The 19,741-nt window shown below is 55.7% G+C and carries 18 protein-coding genes; 14 read left to right on the top strand and 4 right to left on the bottom strand.

The annotated features are described in order from the left end of the window. The first annotated feature begins 139 nt into the window (after positions 1-139). The 13 genes from ilvG (at position 140) to ACW14G_RS12030 (ending at position 13,840) form a co-directional block, all read left to right on the top strand. Positions 140-1,786 (top strand): acetolactate synthase 2 catalytic subunit, encoded by a 1,647-nt coding sequence (ilvG, locus tag ACW14G_RS11970; RefSeq protein ID WP_223803542.1) that lies wholly within the window; start codon positions 140-142, stop codon positions 1,784-1,786. Then, a complete protein-coding gene (gene ilvM, locus ACW14G_RS11975; RefSeq protein ID WP_040118523.1) occupies positions 1,783-2,049 on the top strand; it encodes an acetolactate synthase 2 small subunit in 267 nt (88 codons plus the stop codon). Before ilvG ends, ilvM begins: the two co-directional genes overlap by 4 nt. Before the next feature lie 17 nt (positions 2,050-2,066). Beyond that, entirely contained in the window at positions 2,067-2,996 is a 930-nt protein-coding gene (locus ACW14G_RS11980) for a branched-chain amino acid transaminase (protein WP_163448141.1), read from the top strand. 63 nt (positions 2,997-3,059) lie between these two features. Further along, the gene (ilvD, locus tag ACW14G_RS11985) at positions 3,060-4,910 is read left to right on the top strand and encodes a dihydroxy-acid dehydratase (protein WP_040118521.1); all 1,851 of its coding nucleotides are present in this window, start codon (positions 3,060-3,062) and stop codon (positions 4,908-4,910) included. 5 nt (positions 4,911-4,915) lie between these two features. Continuing rightward, complete coding sequence (ilvA, locus tag ACW14G_RS11990) at positions 4,916-6,460, top strand: threonine ammonia-lyase, biosynthetic (RefSeq protein ID WP_163448142.1); 1,545 nt, start codon at positions 4,916-4,918, stop codon at positions 6,458-6,460. Positions 6,461-6,712: 252 nt separating this feature from the next. Beyond that, entirely contained in the window at positions 6,713-7,222 is a 510-nt protein-coding gene (locus ACW14G_RS11995; RefSeq protein ID WP_223226985.1) for a PTS sugar transporter subunit IIA, read from the top strand. Between the two features lies 1 nt (position 7,223). Further along, positions 7,224-7,502: a PTS sugar transporter subunit IIB gene (locus ACW14G_RS12000; RefSeq protein ID WP_020323230.1), complete on the top strand. Its 279-nt coding sequence runs from the start codon at positions 7,224-7,226 to the stop codon at positions 7,500-7,502. 45 nt (positions 7,503-7,547) lie between these two features. Beyond that, entirely contained in the window at positions 7,548-8,951 is a 1,404-nt protein-coding gene (locus tag ACW14G_RS12005; protein ID WP_223803538.1) for a PTS galactitol transporter subunit IIC, read from the top strand. 68 nt (positions 8,952-9,019) lie between these two features. After that, a complete protein-coding gene (locus ACW14G_RS12010) occupies positions 9,020-11,083 on the top strand; it encodes a BglG family transcription antiterminator (RefSeq protein ID WP_167577178.1) in 2,064 nt (687 codons plus the stop codon). Between the two features lie 102 nt (positions 11,084-11,185). Further along, positions 11,186-11,848, top strand: a complete 663-nt coding sequence (locus ACW14G_RS12015; protein WP_009654927.1) for a class II aldolase/adducin family protein — start codon at positions 11,186-11,188, stop codon at positions 11,846-11,848. Between the two features lie 45 nt (positions 11,849-11,893). After that, entirely contained in the window at positions 11,894-12,907 is a 1,014-nt protein-coding gene (locus ACW14G_RS12020; RefSeq protein ID WP_249022511.1) for a dihydroxyacetone kinase subunit DhaK, read from the top strand. Positions 12,908-12,916: 9 nt separating this feature from the next. Beyond that, a complete protein-coding gene (locus ACW14G_RS12025) occupies positions 12,917-13,558 on the top strand; it encodes a DAK2 domain-containing protein (RefSeq protein ID WP_163448145.1) in 642 nt (213 codons plus the stop codon). A 15-nt stretch (positions 13,559-13,573) separates the two neighbouring features. Further along, positions 13,574-13,840: an HPr family phosphocarrier protein gene (locus ACW14G_RS12030; RefSeq protein WP_009654924.1), complete on the top strand. Its 267-nt coding sequence runs from the start codon at positions 13,574-13,576 to the stop codon at positions 13,838-13,840. A gap of 133 nt (positions 13,841-13,973) precedes the next feature. Here the strand turns inward: ACW14G_RS12030 and fabV are convergent, their stop codons facing one another. The 4 genes from fabV to ilvY all read right to left on the bottom strand — a co-directional run bounded on the left by fabV (position 13,974) and on the right by ilvY (position 18,043). Further along, complete coding sequence (gene fabV, locus ACW14G_RS12035) at positions 13,974-15,167, bottom strand: enoyl-ACP reductase FabV (RefSeq protein ID WP_455648604.1); 1,194 nt, start codon at positions 15,165-15,167, stop codon at positions 13,974-13,976. Positions 15,168-15,384: 217 nt separating this feature from the next. Continuing rightward, positions 15,385-16,014 (bottom strand): dihydroxyacetone kinase subunit DhaL, encoded by a 630-nt coding sequence (gene dhaL / locus ACW14G_RS12040; RefSeq protein ID WP_163448147.1) that lies wholly within the window; start codon positions 16,012-16,014, stop codon positions 15,385-15,387. A gap of 1 nt (position 16,015) precedes the next feature. Beyond that, positions 16,016-17,020, bottom strand: coding sequence for a dihydroxyacetone kinase subunit DhaK (locus tag ACW14G_RS12045; RefSeq protein WP_249022510.1), 1,005 nt, complete (start codon positions 17,018-17,020; stop codon positions 16,016-16,018). Between the two features lie 120 nt (positions 17,021-17,140). Next, a complete protein-coding gene (gene ilvY / locus ACW14G_RS12050; protein ID WP_249022509.1) occupies positions 17,141-18,043 on the bottom strand; it encodes an HTH-type transcriptional activator IlvY in 903 nt (300 codons plus the stop codon). Positions 18,044-18,194: 151 nt separating this feature from the next. Between ilvY and ilvC the strand changes: the two genes are divergently transcribed. After that, positions 18,195-19,670 carry a ketol-acid reductoisomerase gene (gene ilvC, locus ACW14G_RS12055; protein ID WP_001726996.1) on the top strand — a complete coding sequence of 492 codons (1,476 nt, stop codon included), beginning with the start codon at positions 18,195-18,197 and terminating at the stop codon, positions 19,668-19,670. The last annotated feature ends 71 nt before the right edge of the window (positions 19,671-19,741 follow it).

Consider the following 19,741-nt stretch of genomic DNA (forward strand, 5'->3'; position numbering starts at 1 on the left):
AAATCAAGCCTTAACGAACTAAGACCCCCGCACCGAAAGGTCCGGGGGTTTTTTTATGACCTAAAAACAATAACGGGAGGCAGATGATGACACGCAGCATAAAATTCTGTTTCTCACGATCTACGGCGGGGAACTAACTATGAATGGCGCACAGTGGGTGGTACATGCGTTGCGAGCGCAGGGTGTTGAAACGGTATTCGGTTATCCAGGTGGAGCCATTATGCCGGTTTATGACGCGCTGTATGACGGCGGCGTAGAACATCTGCTGTGTCGACACGAGCAGGGCGCGGCGATGGCGGCCATTGGCTATGCCCGTTCTACGGGTAAAACCGGTGTCTGCATCGCCACTTCGGGCCCAGGGGCAACTAACCTGATCACCGGCCTGGCGGACGCGCTGCTCGACTCGGTTCCCGTGGTTGCCATCACTGGTCAGGTTGCCGCACCGTTAATCGGTACCGATGCTTTCCAGGAAGTGGACGTCCTTGGTTTGTCACTGGCCTGCACCAAACACAGTTTCCTGGTGCAATCCCTGGAAGAGTTGCCGCGCGTGATGGCAGAAGCGTTCCAGGTGGCAAACTCAGGCCGTCCAGGCCCGGTCCTGGTGGATATTCCTAAGGATGTGCAGATCGCGCAAGGCGAACTGGACCCGTTCTTCTCCACCGTCGAAAGTGACGATGTTTTCCCGCACGCCGAAATGGCGCAGGCTCAGCAGATGCTGGCGCAGGCGCACAAACCGATGCTGTACGTTGGTGGTGGTGTTGGGATGGCGCAGGCGGTTACGGCGCTGCGTGAATTTATGTCTGTGACGCAAATGCCCGCGACTTGCACCCTGAAAGGTCTGGGCGCGGTACCGGCAGACTACCCGTTCTACCTCGGTATGCTGGGGATGCATGGCACCAAAGCTGCTAACCTGGCGGTACAGGAATGTGACCTGCTGATCGCCGTCGGCGCGCGCTTTGACGACCGTGTGACCGGTAAGCTGAATACCTTCGCGCCGCACGCGAAAGTTATCCATATGGATATCGACCCGGCGGAAATGAATAAGCTGCGCCAGACGCACGTTGCGTTGCAGGGTGACCTGAATGCGCTGCTGCCCGTGTTGCAGCAGCCGCTGGCCATCGACGCCTGGCGTCAGCACAACGCCGGGATGCGCGCCGAGCACGCCTGGCGCTATGATCATCCTGGTGACGCTATCTATGCGCCTCTGCTGCTCAAGCAGCTCTCCGATCGTAAACCGGCGGAATGCGTTGTCACGACCGACGTGGGCCAGCACCAGATGTGGTCCGCTCAGCATATGACCTACACCCGTCCAGAGAACTTCATCACCTCGAGCGGCTTAGGCACCATGGGCTTCGGCCTGCCAGCCGCCGTGGGCGCCCAGGTCGCGCGCCCGAACGATACGGTTATCTGTATCTCCGGTGACGGCTCTTTCATGATGAATGTGCAAGAGCTGGGCACCGTGAAGCGTAAGCAGTTACCGCTGAAGATCGTGTTACTCGACAACCAGCGGTTAGGGATGGTTCGACAATGGCAGCAGCTGTTCTTCCAGGAACGTTATAGCGAAACCACCCTTACCGATAACCCCGATTTCCTCATGCTGGCCAGCGCCTTTGGCATCCCTGGTCAGCACATCACCCGTAAAGACCAGGTTGAAGCGGCACTCGACACCATGCTGGCAAGCGAAGGCCCGTACCTGCTTCATGTCTCAATTGACGAACTTGAGAATGTCTGGCCCCTGGTGCCGCCTGGTGCCAGTAACTCACAAATGCTGGAGAAATTATCATGATGCAACATCAGGTCAACGTGCAGGCCCGCTTCAACCCGGAAACCTTAGAACGCGTCTTACGCGTGGTGCGTCATCGCGGCTTTCAGATTTGCTCGATGAATATGGAAACCGCCAGTGACGCGCAGAATATAAATATCGAATTGACCGTTGCCAGCCCACGGTCGGTCGACTTACTGTTTAGCCAATTAAATAAACTGGTGGACGTGGCCTCGGTTGCCGTTCAGCAGTGTACAAGCACATCACAACAACAAATTCGCGCCTGAGCGCAATAGGAAGAGAAATGACGACGAAAAAAGCGGATTACATCTGGTTCAACGGTGAGATGGTACGTTGGGAAGAGGCAAAGGTGCACGTCATGTCCCATGCCCTGCACTACGGCACCTCCGTCTTCGAAGGCATCCGTTGCTACGACTCTCACAAAGGCCCGGTCGTTTTCCGTCACCGCGAGCACATGCAGCGCCTGCGTGACTCCGCCAAAATCTATCGTTTCCCGGTCTCTCAGAGCGTTGATGAACTGATGGAAGCCTGCCGCGCCGTGCTGCGCAAAAATAACCTGACCAGCGCCTACATTCGCCCGCTGGTTTTTGTTGGTGATGTTGGTATGGGCGTAAACCCGCCGGACGGTTACAGCACCGACGTGATCATCGCGGCGTTCCCGTGGGGGGCTTATCTGGGCGCGGAAGCGCTGGATCAGGGGATCGATGCGATGGTTTCTTCCTGGAACCGCGCCGCGCCGAACACCATTCCAACCGCCGCGAAAGCGGGCGGTAACTACCTCTCCTCACTGCTGGTCGGCAGTGAAGCGCGCCGTCACGGCTATCAGGAAGGGATTGCGCTGGACGTCAACGGCTACATCTCCGAAGGCGCGGGTGAAAACCTGTTTGAAGTGAAAGATGGCGTGCTGTTCACTCCGCCGTTTACCTCTTCCGCGCTGCCGGGCATTACCCGTGACGCGATCATCAAGCTGGCGAAAGACCTCGGTCTGGAAGTCCGTGAGCAGGTACTCTCTCGCGAATCCCTGTACCTGGCGGACGAAGTGTTCATGTCCGGTACCGCGGCAGAAATTACCCCGGTACGCAGCGTCGATGGCATCCAGGTGGGCGAAGGCCGCTGCGGTCCGGTCACCAAACGTATTCAGCAAGCATTCTTTGGCCTCTTCACCGGCGAAACCGAAGATAAATGGGGCTGGTTGGATCAGGTTAATCAATAAGATAAATAATGGGGCGGCACGCACCGCCCCATTAACGAGACAGAGACTGGGAGTAACTAAAGCATGCCTAAATATCGTTCCGCCACCACTACCCACGGCCGCAATATGGCGGGCGCCCGCGCACTGTGGCGCGCCACCGGGATGACCGACGCCGACTTCGGTAAGCCGATTATCGCCGTCGTGAACTCGTTTACCCAGTTCGTGCCGGGTCACGTGCACCTGCGCGATCTCGGTAAACTGGTTGCCGAGCAGATTGAAGCCGCTGGCGGCGTGGCCAAAGAGTTCAACACCATTGCGGTGGATGACGGTATCGCCATGGGCCACGGGGGCATGCTTTATTCACTGCCGTCCCGCGAGCTGATCGCTGACTCCGTTGAGTACATGGTCAACGCCCACTGTGCCGACGCGATGGTCTGCATCTCGAACTGCGACAAAATCACCCCGGGGATGTTAATGGCCTCTCTGCGCCTGAACATTCCGGTGATCTTCGTTTCTGGCGGCCCGATGGAAGCCGGGAAAACGAAACTCTCTGACAAAATCATCAAGCTCGACCTGGTCGATGCGATGATTCAGGGCGCGGACCCGAAAGTTTCCGACTCGCAGAGCGAGCAGGTTGAACGCTCCGCCTGCCCAACCTGCGGATCGTGTTCCGGTATGTTCACCGCTAACTCGATGAACTGTCTGACCGAAGCGCTGGGCCTGTCGCAGCCGGGTAACGGTTCGCTGTTGGCAACCCACGCTGACCGCAAAGAACTGTTCCTCACCGCAGGCCAGCGTATTGTTGAGCTGACCAAACGCTACTACGAGCAGGACGATGCTTCCGCGCTGCCGCGCAACATTGCCAGTAAAGCGGCGTTTGAGAACGCCATGACGCTGGATATCGCCATGGGCGGCTCCACCAACACCGTTCTGCACCTGCTGGCGGCGGCGCAGGAAGCGGAAATCGACTTCACCATGAGTGATATCGACAAGCTGTCCCGTAAGGTGCCGCAGCTGTGTAAAGTGGCGCCAAGTACCCAGAAATACCATATGGAAGACGTGCACCGCGCGGGCGGCGTGCTGGGCATTCTCGGCGAGCTGGACCGTGCCGGCCTGCTGAACCGCGAAGTCAAAAACGTGCTCGGCCTGACCCTGCCGCAGACGTTGGAGCAGTACGACATCACCGTAACCCAGGACGAAGCGGTCAAAAAAATGTTCCGCGCCGGCCCGGCGGGTATTCGTACCACCCAGGCGTTCTCGCAGGACTGCCGTTGGGATACCCTGGATGACGATCGCGCCGAAGGCTGCATCCGCTCGCTGGAGCACGCCTACAGCAAAGATGGCGGTCTGGCCGTGCTGTACGGCAACTTCGCGGAAAACGGCTGCATCGTGAAAACCGCGGGCGTGGATGACAGTATCCTCAAATTCACCGGCCCGGCAAAAGTCTACGAAAGCCAGGACGAGGCGGTTGAAGCTATCCTCGGCGGTAAAGTGGTCGAAGGCGACGTGGTGGTCATTCGCTACGAAGGGCCGAAAGGCGGGCCGGGCATGCAGGAAATGCTCTACCCAACCACCTTCCTGAAATCAATGGGGCTTGGTAAAGCCTGTGCGCTGATCACCGATGGTCGTTTCTCCGGCGGTACCTCCGGTCTCTCTATCGGCCACGTTTCTCCGGAAGCGGCCAGCGGCGGTAACATCGCGATCATTGAAGATGGCGACATGATTGCTATCGACATTCCGAACCGTGGCATTCAACTGCAGTTGAGCGAAGCGGAAATCGCCGCCCGTCGTGAAGCGCAGGAAGCTCGCGGCGACCAGGCGTGGACGCCGAAAAACCGTGAACGTCAGGTCTCCTTTGCCCTTCGCGCCTATGCCAGCCTGGCAACCAGCGCCGACAAAGGTGCGGTGCGCGATAAATCGAAACTGGGGGGTTAATCACCATGGCGGAATCACAGCCCCTATCCGGCACCCCTGAAGGTGCCGAGTATCTCAGAGCGGTGCTGCGCGCACCGGTCTACGAAGCGGTACAGGTAACGCCGCTGCAAAAAATGGACAAGCTCTCTTCGCGCCTCGACAACGTCATTCTGGTCAAGCGCGAAGACCGTCAGCCAGTGCACAGCTTTAAGCTGCGCGGCGCGTACGCGATGATGGCGGGCTTAACGCCTGAACAGAAAGCGCGTGGGGTCATCACCGCTTCTGCGGGCAACCATGCTCAGGGCGTGGCGTTCTCCTCTGCGCGTCTGGGCCTGAAGTCGCTGATTGTCATGCCGGTGGCGACTGCCGATATCAAAGTTGATGCTGTTCGCGGCTTCGGCGGCGAAGTGCTGTTGCACGGCGCTAACTTTGATGAAGCTAAAGCCAAAGCGATTGAACTGGCGCAGCAGCAGGGCTTTACCTGGGTTCCGCCTTTCGATCACCCGATGGTGATCGCCGGACAAGGTACGCTGGCCCTGGAGTTGCTCCAGCAGGACGCACACCTCGACCGCGTGTTTGTGCCGGTGGGCGGTGGCGGTCTGGCGGCGGGCGTGGCGGTGCTGATCAAACAGCTGATGCCGCAGATCAAAGTGATTGCCGTCGAAGCCGAAGACTCCGCCTGCCTGAAGGCGGCGCTGGATGCCGGTCATCCGGTGGATCTGCCGCGCGTGGGTCTCTTTGCTGAAGGCGTGGCGGTAAAACGTATCGGTGACGAAACCTTCCGTCTGTGCCAGGAATATCTCGACGACATTATTACCGTCGATAGCGATGCGATCTGCGCGGCGATGAAAGACCTGTTTGAAGATGTGCGCGCGGTGGCGGAACCTTCCGGGGCGCTGGCGCTGGCGGGGATGAAAAAATACATCGCTCAGCACAACATACGCGGTGAGCGTCTGGCGCATATTCTTTCTGGCGCTAACGTCAATTTCCACGGCCTGCGCTACGTTTCCGAACGCTGCGAGCTAGGGGAACAGCGTGAAGCGTTGCTGGCGGTGACGATCCCGGAAGAGAAGGGCAGCTTCCTGAAGTTTTGCCAACTGCTGGGCGGGCGTTCGGTCACCGAGTTTAACTACCGCTTCGCCGACGCGAAAAACGCCTGCATTTTTGTTGGCGTGCGTCTGAGCCGCGGCTTCGAAGAGCGTAAGGAAATCCTTAATCTGCTCAACGATGGCGGCTATAGCGTCGTCGACCTCTCTGACGATGAAATGGCTAAGCTGCACGTGCGTTATATGGTCGGTGGTCGTCCGTCGAAGCCGTTGCAGGAACGTTTGTTCAGCTTCGAGTTCCCGGAATCGCCGGGTGCGCTGCTGAAGTTCCTCTACACCCTGGGCACGCACTGGAATATTTCCCTGTTCCATTATCGTAGCCACGGCACCGACTATGGCCGTGTACTGGCGGCGTTTGAGCTGGGCGATAACGAACCGGACTTCGAAACCCGGCTCAACGAACTGGGCTATGAGTGCCACGACGAGACCAATAACCCGGCGTTTCGTTTCTTCCTGGCAGGCTAAGCACCGTTTCTCGGGGGATAACCATCGCGGTTATCCCTCGTTATTTCATTTTCCCGTCTCTGCTTCCCTCTATTTTTTCCCGTTAGCCTGTTCTTACAATAAAAATGTGATGCAATTCATAATAAAACGCTCACCGCGTTGCGCCAGGTTCTGGTCATCTTTTGGGGGCAATACTTCTCGCTCGACCGTAACTCCTGAATTAACATTGTCGGTAGTTAATTCTTAGCGGTTAGAGAGGATATTCGGATGAGAATGGATATAGTTGATACCCCGAATGAAAATGCGCAAGGAAGTAAATATTTAACGCCTCAGCTTACGTTCCTCGATAAGCATTATAATAATTCCACGGACTTTTTTTCTTCGATATTTTTACTGCTGAAAGAGAAAGGCTACGTTCGGGATTCTTTCCTCGATGCCATTCTTGCCAGAGAAAAAGCCTATCCAACCGGGTTACCCACGCTGCCGGTGGCTATCGCGCTGCCGCATACTGATCCCCAACACGTCATTCGTCCCTTTATCTCTGTTACGCGACTGTCACAACCTCTCGCCTGGCAGGAAATGGGGAATGACGACAACACGCTCTACGTTCAATTTATTGTTCTTCTCGGTTTTATTGACCACAGCAGCCACCTGACAGCGCTGCAAAACCTGATGGACTGCCTTGCTGATGAACAGGTCGTCCAGACCCTACGCGAGATAGACGATGTAGATACCTTTCTCTGTACCCTCACATCAAGACTGCAATTGGATAAGGATTTATAAAATGAAAAAAGTCATTGTTGCCTGTGGAAGCGGCGTTGCGACCTCACAAACAGTTGCCAGTAAAGTGACTCGCTTATTGAATGAACGTAACCAGTCGCACATTAAAGTTGAAGTAATCGACCTTAAATCTCTCGATAGCCATATTAAGGATAGTGCTGCGTATATCGCAATTACTAAAGTTGATAAGCAATATCCTATCCCCGTGATTAACGGTATCGCATTTCTGACCGGTATGGGTATGGAACAGGAATTACAAAAGGTCATTGATGCCTGTAAATAAGGCGTAGCTCTTTAATCCTTATAATTATTTTAGTGGAGAAGTGCTATGGACTTTCTTGGTGTAGTCATAAATTATATTCTGAATTTAGGCGCGCCGGTTTTTGTGCCTTTTATTATGTTATTAGCCGGGCTGGTGGTGCGGATGAAATTCCGCGATGCGGCTTCGGCGGCCATCACGCTAGGCGTCGCCTTCGTTGGGATGAGCATGCTGATTGGTTTTATGGTTGATGCTATCGGTGTCGCCGCGCAGACCATGATGAACCGCACCGGCCTTGAACTGAGTATCGTCGACGGCGGTTGGACGACGATGGCGAATATCTCCTGGGCCTGGCCTTATGCATTCGCCATGTTCCCGCTTCAGGTTGGCGTAAACATTGTGATGTTGATGCTAAACAAGACCAATACCTTCAACGCCGACCTCTGGAACGTGTGGGGGAAAATCTTTACCGCGTTTATCGTAGTGAGCGTCACCACCCCATTGTTTGGCCCGGTCTGGAGCCTGGTGCTGGCGTTCCTGATTGCAGCTTTGCAGATTATCGTTGAGCTGAACGCTGGCGACATTCACCAGCATCGCATTGAGAAACTGACCGGCATCCCCGGCGTCACCTGTACCCACCGCATGGTGTTCTTTGGCGCAATTTATTACCCGTTCGATCTGCTGCTGCGCAAAATTCCGGTGTGCAATAAGCCGATGGATGCCACCGCGCTGCGCGCCAAAGTTGGCGTTTTTGCGGAAAACCATATCATCGGTTTTATTCTCGGGATCCTGTTCGGCATTATCGCGGGCTACAGTGTGGCGAAAACGCTGATGCTGGGCGTTCAGGCCGCAACGGCGCTGGTGCTGTTCCCGATGATTTCCAAACTCTTTATGCAGGCGCTGTCGCCTATTTCGGAAGCCATCAGCGACTACATGAACAAGAAATTCTCCGGGCGTAAGCTGTTCGTCGGCATCGATTGGCCATTTATGGGCGGCGCCAGCGAAATCTGGTTTGCCATCATCGTTGCGATTCCGTTCACGCTCATCTGGGCGCTGATTCTGCCGGGCAATAAGATTTTACCCTTCGCCGGTATTATTAATATTTCCCTGATTGTTCCTGCCTACCTGGTGACGCGTGGCAACACCCTGCGCATGGTGATCCTTAGCATTATCGGGGTGCCGTTCTTCCTGTTCGTGGGTACGCAGTTTGCGCCAATGATTACCGAACTGGGCCAGGCGACGAAGGCAATTACCATTCCCGCCGGCCAGCTGATTTCCAATAGCTCCATTGATGCCCCGGTATTTACCTATGCCTTCTCCTTCCTGTTCAAATTCCTGGAAGGCAACTTTATCCCGCTCATTTTCGCCATCTGGTGGGGATGCGGCTACTTCTTCTACTCCCGCGAGCTGCGTCGTGAAAGCAGCCTCGCGCAGCAGGAAGCCGAGCAGCAGGAGAAAGCTCAGCAGGCTTAATTCTGGGTTTCATGTTCATGTCTGGCGGCAGGCGCCGCCGCCAGACTTTTGATTGCAGGAGAGTCGACATGGCTATGGATAAACGCGTGGTTGCAGTGCTGGATGCCATTGTGAACGATCCCGGCATCACGGGGACGAAGCTTGAGGAGCAGTTTTGCCTGACGCGCAAACAGCTGAGCTATACGCTGAAAAAGGTGAATGATTATCTGGAATCGAACCACTTCGATCGAATCAACCGCCTGAAAACCGGGAAACTGCATATCCCGCGCCATGTGATTGAGCATTTTCGTCAGAATCAGACCGCTGAAACCGAGCATCGCTATCTCTACTCGGAAGATGAACGCGGACAGATGATTATCTTTATGCTGTTGACCCGCAGCGAGCGGCTTTCATTGCTGCATCTCTCCTCTTCGCTGGGCGTCAGCCAGAATACGATTATCAACGACCTGAAAAAGGTGCGCACCGAGGTTATCGAGCACGGGCTGGAGATAAGCTATGACAGGGGTAATGGCTACCATATTCTGGGTGAGGAGCTGGAAAAACGCTACCTGTTGCTAAACTGCCTGCGCCGGGTGCTGGAAATCCCGGTCGCCAAAAACATTATTGCTCAATACAACAATGTGATGAGCGACTATCTGGAAAAGGTGGGCAATGTTTTCAGCGAAATTGAAAAACGTTTTAAAATTCAGTTTACCGACCGCCAGCTTCAGGAGCTTATTTATTTTATCTGCTTTGTCCTGCACCGTATTGATTCAGGGAAAAGTCTGGTCAATATCCCGAGCAGCTACGCTGACATTATTGGCAGCAGAGAATTTACATTGATGCAGAGCGTTATCAGTAAAATCAATATCAGTAGCGAAAATGAACTGGTTTTCCTGACGGCACTGATCCAAAGTTCAAATATTCAAAGCATTGCCGATAAATATTTCCACCTTGATACGCTTCTGCTCGAAAGCGTGGTCGCGGTGGTCGATAACTTCGAAAAAATAAGCTGCGTCACCATCAAAGAAAAAAATGAGCTGATTGAAAAGATCTATCAACACTGGAAACCGGCCTATTACCGTATTCGCTACCATCTGACCAACACCAGCAGCGTTTACGATCTGGTGGTGAAAGAGTTCAGCCACCTGCACGAGATGGTTCGCCGGGCGGCGGTGCCGTTCGAAACGGTATTGCACTGTGAAATTCCCGATGAAGAGATGGCATTTTTGACGGTGCTTTTTGGCGGCTGGCTGACTCGCGAAGGGGTTATCCATCAGATTAAGCTGCAGAAAACGGCGGTGGTCGTGTGTGAGAATAGCGCCACGATTTCGACTTATCTGTTTCTGACGCTGCAGGTGCTATTCCCGGAACTGCACTTTACCGAGGTGATGTCGCGCCGCGAGTTTGAGCGCTATACCGGGCACTACGATGTGGTCTTCTCGACCACACACCTGAATACCAGCAAGATGGTGTTTGTGGTGAATCCGTCCATCAGCAGCATCCATAAGAGCGCATTCCGCAATCATGTTATCAGCGCGCTACAGGGCGTGGACCCGAACATTATTCAGATAGAGCAACTGCTGCTTATCTTCGAACGCTTCGGCAACATTATCGATCACAAAGGATTGCAGCGCGCGCTGGCCAGCTATATCTACGATGAAAAAAGCGCCGCGAGCGCGGTGGGCAACATTGAACCGCAAGCGCCGTCGCTGACCGACTTGCTGCGGCGCGAACACGTTCAGTTTGTCACTTCGTGTCCCGGCGACTGGCAGCAGGCCATTACTCAGGCCGCTGCGTCACTGTTGGAAAGCGGCGTGATTGAACCCCGCTACCTGCAAATTATGCTGAATAAAATCGCTGACGAGCAGCCCTATATCATGCTGGCCGATGGCGTGATTATCGCCCACGCAGGCGTCGATGATGGCGCACTGGATACGGGGATGGCGTTATTACGCCTGCCTTCTAAGATTGATTTCGCGGGTTATATGCAGGCCGATATTATTATCGTCCTGGCAACTAATAATCCACAGAAACATCTCAAGGCGCTCGCGCAATTAAATGAATTTCTCGAGTTTTATGATGGCGGTAATGTTATTCGCCGCGCGCAGGATGAATATGCATTGATAAAAGAATTCGTCCATCACCTGTAATAAGTCATTAAACGCCGTTGCAGCTAAAAACTGCAACGTTATTTCCCGGCAACCATTGTCGCGACATCGCTCGCCCCTATAACCGTATACAGGATAAATATTATGTTAGAAATTCAGAAAAAACACGTTGTCGAAATGGCCAGAACCGCTCAGCAATGGGGACTGTGTAAACATAAAGCGGGTAATTCCAGCGTACGAGATAAAGAGACGGGACTTATTCTGGTAACCCCCACGACCATCGACAAAATGCATTTAACGCCGCGCGATATCGTGGTAATGGACGTTGAAGCCAATGTGATTGAAAGCGAAGCGGGTTTGCGTCCGACCAGCGAATGTCTGATGCATATCGAGATTTATAAGGCGCGCCCGGATGTGTTTGCGATTTCCCACACCCACTCGCTCTACGCGACGTCGTTTGCCGTACTGAATAAACCGATCCCGGCGGTGGTGTACGAATGCGCGATCCTCAATCTGAAAGATGGCGTCATTCCGGTTGCGCCCTATGGCCGCCCCGGCACGCCTGCGTTGTCGAACAGCGTTATCGAACCTATCAAACGCGCTGATGCCATTCTGATGGAAAAACACGGAGCTATCGGCGTAGACAAGGACCCGTATGAAGCGGTGCTGAAGTCTGCCTATCTTGAGGAGATGGCGCAGATTTACTACCACGCGCTGGTGATTAACGGCGGTAAGGAGCCTGAATCCTTCGCCCCGGAAGAGCTGCAACGCTGGGCCTATCCGTCGCAGATTAAATTTTCCCGCTAACTGAGCGCCCGCCCGTTCAGGGCGGAATATTCATGGAGAGAGCGCATGAAAAAATTTCTGAATCAGGCGGAGAACTTTATCCCGGAGATGCTGGAAGGTATCTATCTGGCGCATCCCGATAAATTCCGCTGTGTTAATGAGGATTTTCACTGTCTTGCCACGGCGCGTCCGGTGCCTGGCAAGGTGGGGATCGTCACCGGTGGCGGTTCCGGGCATCTGCCGCTATTCCTCGGCTACGTCGGTCAGGGCATGCTGGACGGCTGCGCCATTGGCGATGTGTTTCAGTCACCCTCGCCGGAGCAGATTCTCGCCGTCACGCAGGCGGTCGATAGCGGCGCGGGCGTGCTGTACCTGTACGGTAACTATAACGGCGATATTTTCAATTTTGATATGGCGGCGGAAATGGCCGATATGGAGAGTGATATCCGAACCGCGACGGTGGTGGCGGCTGACGATTCGGCAGGTGCGGTGCCGGACGGTACAGAAGCCACCACCCGTCGTGGGGTTGCGGGGATCTTCTTCGTCTACAAATGCGCCGGGGCATCCGCGGCCAGAATGGATGACCTTGAAACCGTCCAGCGCATTGCGCAGAAAGCAGGAGACCGCGTGCGCACGCTTGGCGTCGCGCTGTCGCCGTGTATCGTGCCGCGAATCGGTAAACCGGGTTTCCATATTGGCGACAACGAAATGGAGATTGGCATGGGGATTCACGGCGAAAGCGGTATTCGCCGGGGTCCGCAGCTGAGCGCCGAACAGATTGCCGAAGAGATGATGTCCTGGCTGCTGGCGGACTCACCTTGCCAGCAGGGCGATGAAGTTGCCGTGTTGATCAATGGGCTTGGCGCCACGCCGCTGGAAGAGTTGTACCTGATGTATCGCCATGTACATCAGATTCTGGCCGAGAGCCAGATGCGCGTTTTCCGCGTCTGGATTGGCGAATTTGCGACGGCAATGGAGATGACCGGTATGTCCATTAGCCTGATGCCGGTGGATGAAGAGCTGAAAACGCTGCTCAACGCCGGGGCCGATACCCCGATGTTCCGCCAGTTTCCGGCTTAAGGAGGGGGGATGACGCTAGATACGCAGAGTCTGCGACCGCTTTTTACCGAGTGGGCGCGCATCATGGAGGCCAACAAATCGGTCCTGACCGAGCTGGATAGCGTGGTTGGCGACGGGGATCTGGGGCTGACGATGAGCGACGGTTTCGCGGCGGCGGCGCGCTACGCGCAGCAGAGCGAAGAACGTGACCTGGGGCGATTCTTCTACATGGCGGGCAAGGCGATGGCCTCGGCGGTGCCGTCGACCATGGGGACGCTGATGGCTTCCGGGCTGATGCAGGCGGGTAAGGCGTTTAAAGGCCGGGAAACGCTGGGGCTAACGGAAGCCGGCGTGTTGTTCCAGGCCTGGTATGACGGCGTGCAGCAGCGCGGGAAAGCGCAGCCGGGCGAAAAAACCTTCCTCGATGGCATGGCCCCCGCGCTGGCGGCGCTGCTTGCCGGAGAGGAACCGCTGACCGCGGCGAGGAATGCGCTACTGCAAGCACAACAGGGCGTGCAGCAGACAACCACCATGGTGGCGAAGCACGGGCGTGCAGCTATTCATGGCGAGCGCTCGCGCACGTTTGTCGATCCTGGCGCCATGGTCGCGCAACTGTTGATCCAGGGCTATTTTAACTTCGTGCAGGCTATTTGCCCGAGCGACGGGCGGTAAGTAAGGAACGCAATTATGTTGAAAGAAGTGGTGAAAATCAGCAATCAACACGGCATTCATGCCCGTCCGGCGGGGGTTTTGGCCAAAGCCTGCGCGCAGTATCAATCGCGGATCGAGATGATCTATGACGGCAAGGTTATCAAAGGGAAAAGCATCATGAGCATTCTGGGGGCAGGGATCAAAGGCCGAGGATCGCTTGAGATCATCTGTAGCGGTAGCGATGAGCAGGAGGCAATGGAAAAGTTGAAGGTGCTGTTCGCGGAAGGCTTTGGCTTCGATTAGCCCACGCATTATCAGGCGGAATAAAAAAGGGTTCATGCTTTCGCACGAACCCTTTGCCCGATGACGCTACGCTTATCGGGACGACAAATCTCGTTGGCCGGGTAAGGCGTAACCGACACCCGGCTTCAACGCATTACAGCGTGATGACGTCGAATTCAACTTCAGGGTTCACGTCCGCATCGTAATCCACACCGTCGAGAGCAAAACCGAACAGGTTCAGGAATTCCTGCTTGTATCCTGCATAGTCGGTTTCTTGCGTCAGGTTTTCGGTGGTGATCAGCGGCCACAGGTCACGGCACGCCTGCTGAATATCGTCACGCAGTTCCCAGTCATCCATACGGATACGCTGATTGTCATCAAGCGCCACTTTATCGCCGTACAGGCTGGTGGTCATCAGACGGTTGATCTGCTCAATACAACCTTCGTGAATCCCCTGTTCTTTCATCAGCTTGAAGACCATGGAGATGTACAGTGGCATTACCGGAATCGCAGAAGATGCCTGGGTGATGACGGATTTCAGTACGGCAACGTTAGCGGAACCGTTCAGCGGTGCCAGCTGGTTACGCAGTTCTCCCGCCGCGCGGTCGAGGTCTTCTTTCGCTTTGCCCAGCGCGCCGTGCCAGTAGATTGGCCAGGTCAGGTCGGTACCGATGTAGGAGTAGGCTACGGTTTTCACGCCATCAGCCAGCACGCCTGCTTCGCTCAGCGCGCCCATCCACAGTTCCCAGTCTTCGCCGCCCATGACGGTAACGGTGTTCTTAACTTCTTCTTCGGTGGCCGGCTCAATGCTGGCGGTGATGATCTGATCTTTGTTGGTATCAATCGCTTTAGAGGTATAAACCTCGCCGATTGGCTTCAGCGCAGAACGAACGATTTCACCGGTTTTCGGCATTTTACGCACTGGAGAGGCCAGTGAGTAAACCACTAAATCAATCTGACCCAGGTCTTCTTTGATCAGTTTGATGACTGCGTCGCGGCATTCATCGGAGAACGCGTCGCCGTTGATGCTTTTGGAATACAGACCTTCGCGTTTTGCGGCCTCATCGAAGGCGGCAGAGTTATACCAGCCCGCGGAACCCGGTTTGGTTTCCGTGCCCGGTTTTTCGAAAAATACGCCGATAGTGGCGGCACCGCTACCAAACGCGGCGGAAATTCTGGAAGCCAGGCCGTAACCGGTGGAAGCACCGATCACCAGCACGCGGGAAGGGCCGTTAGCGATTTTCCCGTTTTTCTTCACATATTCGATCTGTTTTTCCACGTTGACTTTACAGCCAGTCGGATGGGTCGTTGTACAGATGAATCCACGAATTTTTGGTTTGATTATCATAATGATGGCTAATTAAGTTTGTATTTTCGCTGTCAAGTGCGCAATGACACCGTCTGTTCTGGCTTGTTTAACATCAGGGTTAACAAGCCCCCCACATCTATTATGGCACGGGGCATTATACAGAAAAGCGGCTGCAATGATGAATTACGTCTGATTTTCGCTATAACGCAAAAGGGCCCATGTACGGACATGAACCCTTTTTACACGGGCAGGTGGGTTAGCGGGTATGGGTGAATTCGGCCATAAATTGCAGAATTAGCGCCATCGACACCGCGCCGGGGTCGCAGTGGCCGATGGCCCGTTCGCCGAGGTTTTTCGCGCGCCCGAAGCGGGCCACCATCGTGGATGTCCCTTCCGCACCGGCCATCGCCGCCTGCGCGCAGTTTGCCAGCGCTTCGGATAATGGCAGGGTTGCGTCTGAACGTGCGCGCGCTGCCGCTGCGGCGAGTGCATCCATCATTGTTTTATCGCCCGGCTCTGCGCCGCCGCGCTGGTGGATTGCCTGCATACCTGTCTCCAGCCATTCAGCCAGCGTCGCGGCATCCAGCTCGCGGCGTCCAGCCAGCCCTTTGCCGCCCGCGCGGAACAGGGTGCCGAATATCGCGCCGGAAGCGCCGCCCATGCTGGTCATCAGCCGCGTGCCGCTTTGCAGCAGGCAGTCACCGATATCGGCGGGAGAAAATTCAGGCGCCGAAAGTAGCGTCTGCAAAGCGGTAAAGCCGCGCTTAATGCCAATGCCGTGATCGCCATCGCCAATGACCTGGTCAAGTGCGGTCAGGCGCGGTTCGCTGGCGATCATGCCCTGGGCAACGTGCTGTAGACAGGCGGTGAATTGCGTGGTGTTCATCTTATTTTCTCCAGCCGAGGGTATTGATGGGGTGGTCATACAGACGTTGCATTTCATCGTCCAGCCGCAGCAGGCTTAACGAAAATCCGGACATCTCCAGCGAGGTGCAAAAGTGGCCGACCTGCACGTCGTGAGTGTGAATGCCGCGTTCTGCCAGCGCCATGCCGACCTTACGGGTGATGACCATGAGCTCAGTGTTGCTCAGCGCGCCCAGGTTATTGACGCTGACGCAGACGTTATCGCCGTGGCCAAACGGCAGGTCATCGCACAGGCGGGCGATCATCATCTCGACCAGCTCGTCGCTATGCGGCATGGGCATGCGGCATAGCCCCGGCTCACCATGAATACCAATTCCCAGCTCAATTTCGTTGTCTGCCAGCGTGAAGTTAAAGGCGTCGGACTGCGGTAGTGCGCAGCCGCTGAGCGCCACGCCGATGGTTCGCGTATTGTGATTGGCCTTTTGCGCCAGAGCCTCCAGCGCGGGCAGAGTGTAGCGCTCAAACTGTGCCGCCGCACCGGCGAGTTTATACAAGAACGCCAGCCCTCCGACGCCGCGGCGGTCGGACATTTTCTCCGGCGGCGCAGAGGCAATATCATCCGTGGCGCGCACGGTGCGGCACTCAATGCCTTCTTCCGCCAGTATTTCGGCGGCGATATCAAAGTTCATGCCGTCGCCGGAGTAGTTCCCATAGAGGAACAGCACGCCGTTGCCCTGATGAACGGCCCGGCTGGCTTCGATAATCTGATCGGGAGAAGGCGAGGTGAAAACCTCACCCAGCGCGCAGGCATCGATGCCACCTTCACCGACGAACCCGGCAAACGTCGGCTCATGGCCGCTGCCGCCGCCGCTGACGATAACGGTCTGGCCGGTTTGCGTCATCGTGCGATAAACCGCGCAGTACTCCGGGAGGGCGTGGATCCTTCCGCGCCCGGCATACACCAGCCCTTCCATGATTTCGCTGCGGATATTATCGGTGTTGTTGAACAGCTTTTTGGGTTTCTGCATCGTCACTCCCTCTCGTAAGGTCCTGTTTCTTTAGTGACGATTTTACCTGCACAGCCCGTTTAGACCTGGCACCTTTGATACCAATTAATCTCCCAAACCTGGGGCATGACTGGGGCCATGCTATTCGGTCATTTTACGCTCGAGCACAATCTTCCAGAACGCATCCACCAGCGGCTCATGTAGCCGTTTTTTCTGCACACAGACCCCCAGTTCGAACGGGGTCTTCTCATCGCTGCGTTCTAAAATCATCACGCGGTTGCGCACCGGTTCCGGGCTGTTTTCCAGCACGATTTCGGGAATGAGCGCCACGCCGCAGCCCAGCGCCACCATTGAGACCATCGCCTCATGGCCGCCTACCGTCGCGTAAATAGATGGATTACTGATTTTGTGACGACGGAACCACAGCTCAATGCGACGGCGCACCGGCCCCTGATCGGCCATGATAAACGGCACCGTCGACCAGTCGGGCTTATCAACCGAAACCTGATTGCGCACCGGGCAGGGCAGCGCCGGGGCGATCAGCACCACCGCCAGATTTTCCAGCATCGAAAAGGCGACCGCGCCGGGCAGCGTTTCCGGCTTACCGGCAATCGCCAGATCGGCCTCGCCGGTGGCCACTTTGTCCATGGCGTCGGCGGCGTCGCCGGTGGTGAGCTTAATTTCCACCGAGGGATGTTCGGCGCGGAAGCGGTCGAGGATCGGCGGCAGATGACTGTACGCCGCGGTCACTGAACAGAAGATATGGAGTTCGCCGGAAAGGGACGGCCCCTGCTGATCGAGGGTATGGCGCAACTGCTGATATTGCAAAAGCGTCTGTTGGGCAAACACTCGCAGCTCTTCACCGGCTTCGGTCAGCGTGACCGTGCGGTTATCGCGTACAAACAGCGGCTGGCCGAGATCTTCTTCCAGCCGCTGAATCTGCCGGGAGAGCGTGGAGGGGCTGACGTGCATCGCCCGCGCGCTGCGGCCAAAGTGGCGGCTTTCGGCCAGATGCAGGAAGGTTTTCAGATCGCGTAAATCCACCGATTTCACCTCACGGATTTATATTGCAGAAATTGCAACGTAATGTTGTGAATATATCAATTTCCGCAATGAATTTCCTGTTGTAATGTGGGTTCATTCTCGCAAAAGCGAACCGAACAATAAGACACACAACATCACGGAGTACACCATCATGGCTAACTACTTTAATACACTGAATCTGCGCCAGCAGCTGGCGCAGCTGGGTAAATGCCGCTTTATGGGCCGCGACGAATTCGCCGACGGCGCGAGCTACCTGCAGGGTAAAAAAGTGGTCATCGTCGGCTGTGGCGCTCAGGGTCTGAACCAGGGCCTGAACATGCGTGACTCCGGTCTGGATATCTCCTACGCCCTGCGTAAAGAAGCGATTGCTGAGAAGCGTGCTTCCTGGCGTAAAGCGACCGAAAACGGCTTCAAAGTGGGTACCTACGAAGAGCTGATCCCGCAGGCTGACCTGGTGGTTAACCTGACGCCAGACAAACAGCACTCCGACGTTGTGCGTTCCGTACAGCCGCTGATGAAAGATGGCGCGGCGCTGGGTTACTCCCACGGCTTCAACATCGTTGAAGTGGGCGAGCAGATCCGTAAAGACATCACCGTGGTGATGGTAGCGCCGAAATGCCCGGGTACCGAAGTGCGTGAAGAGTACAAACGTGGTTTCGGTGTTCCGACCCTGATCGCCGTTCACCCGGAAAACGATCCGAAAGGCGAAGGTATGGCGATTGCTAAAGCCTGGGCTGCGGCCACCGGCGGTCACCGTGCGGGCGTACTGGAATCTTCTTTCGTTGCGGAAGTGAAATCTGACCTGATGGGGGAGCAGACTATCCTGTGCGGTATGCTGCAGGCCGGTTCTCTGCTGTGCTTCGACAAGCTGGTGGCAGAAGGCACCGACCCGGCTTATGCGGAAAAACTGATTCAGTTCGGCTGGGAAACCATCACCGAAGCGCTGAAGCAGGGCGGCATCACCCTGATGATGGACCGTCTGTCTAACCCGGCGAAACTGCGTGCTTACGCGCTGTCCGAACAGCTGAAAGAGATCATGGCACCGCTGTTCCAGAAACACATGGATGACATCATCTCCGGCGAATTCTCTTCCGGCATGATGGCTGACTGGGCCAACGACGATAAGAAACTGCTGACCTGGCGTGAAGAGACCGGCAAAACCGCGTTCGAAACCGCACCGCAGTTTGAAGGTAAGATCGGCGAGCAGGAGTACTTCGATAAAGGCGTGCTGATGATTGCGATGGTGAAAGCGGGCGTTGAGCTGGCGTTCGAAACCATGGTCGATTCCGGCATCATCGAAGAATCCGCTTACTACGAATCACTGCACGAACTGCCGCTGATCGCCAACACCATCGCCCGTAAGCGTCTGTACGAAATGAACGTGGTTATCTCCGATACCGCCGAATACGGTAACTACCTGTTCTCTTACGCTTGCGTACCGCTGCTGAAAGAGTTCATGACCACCCTGCAGACCGGCGACCTGGGCAAAGCGATTGCCGAAGGCGCGGTAGACAACGCGCAGCTGCGTGATGTGAACGACGCCATTCGCGGCCATGCTATCGAGAAAGTGGGCCAGAAACTGCGTGGCTATATGACGGATATGAAACGTATTGCAGTCGCGGGCTGATGCCCTCACCCCAACCCTCTCCCACAGGGAGAGGGAGCAAACATTAAAGGCCTTCTCTTTGAGAAGGCCTT

This window comes from Kluyvera sp., from assembly GCF_965301105.1.

Bases quoted from the DNA above. Each gene is read 5' to 3' on its own strand.
- ilvG (WP_223803542.1), top strand. From the start codon at position 140: ATGAATGGCGCACAGTGGGTGGTACATGCGTTGCGAGCGCAGGGTGTT.
- ilvM (WP_040118523.1), top strand. From the start codon at position 1,783: ATGATGCAACATCAGGTCAACGTGCAGGCCCGCTTCAACCCGGAAACC.
- ACW14G_RS11980 (WP_163448141.1), top strand. From the start codon at position 2,067: ATGACGACGAAAAAAGCGGATTACATCTGGTTCAACGGTGAGATGGTA.
- ilvD (WP_040118521.1), top strand. From the start codon at position 3,060: ATGCCTAAATATCGTTCCGCCACCACTACCCACGGCCGCAATATGGCG.
- ilvA (WP_163448142.1), top strand. From the start codon at position 4,916: ATGGCGGAATCACAGCCCCTATCCGGCACCCCTGAAGGTGCCGAGTAT.
- ACW14G_RS11995 (WP_223226985.1), top strand. From the start codon at position 6,713: ATGGATATAGTTGATACCCCGAATGAAAATGCGCAAGGAAGTAAATAT.
- ACW14G_RS12000 (WP_020323230.1), top strand. From the start codon at position 7,224: ATGAAAAAAGTCATTGTTGCCTGTGGAAGCGGCGTTGCGACCTCACAA.
- ACW14G_RS12005 (WP_223803538.1), top strand. From the start codon at position 7,548: ATGGACTTTCTTGGTGTAGTCATAAATTATATTCTGAATTTAGGCGCG.
- ACW14G_RS12010 (WP_167577178.1), top strand. From the start codon at position 9,020: ATGGCTATGGATAAACGCGTGGTTGCAGTGCTGGATGCCATTGTGAAC.
- ACW14G_RS12015 (WP_009654927.1), top strand. From the start codon at position 11,186: ATGTTAGAAATTCAGAAAAAACACGTTGTCGAAATGGCCAGAACCGCT.
- ACW14G_RS12020 (WP_249022511.1), top strand. From the start codon at position 11,894: ATGAAAAAATTTCTGAATCAGGCGGAGAACTTTATCCCGGAGATGCTG.
- ACW14G_RS12025 (WP_163448145.1), top strand. From the start codon at position 12,917: ATGACGCTAGATACGCAGAGTCTGCGACCGCTTTTTACCGAGTGGGCG.
- ACW14G_RS12030 (WP_009654924.1), top strand. From the start codon at position 13,574: ATGTTGAAAGAAGTGGTGAAAATCAGCAATCAACACGGCATTCATGCC.
- fabV (WP_455648604.1), bottom strand. From the start codon at position 15,167: ATGATAATCAAACCAAAAATTCGTGGATTCATCTGTACAACGACCCAT.
- dhaL (WP_163448147.1), bottom strand. From the start codon at position 16,014: ATGAACACCACGCAATTCACCGCCTGTCTACAGCACGTTGCCCAGGGC.
- ACW14G_RS12045 (WP_249022510.1), bottom strand. From the start codon at position 17,020: ATGCAGAAACCCAAAAAGCTGTTCAACAACACCGATAATATCCGCAGC.
- ilvC (WP_001726996.1), top strand. From the start codon at position 18,195: ATGGCTAACTACTTTAATACACTGAATCTGCGCCAGCAGCTGGCGCAG.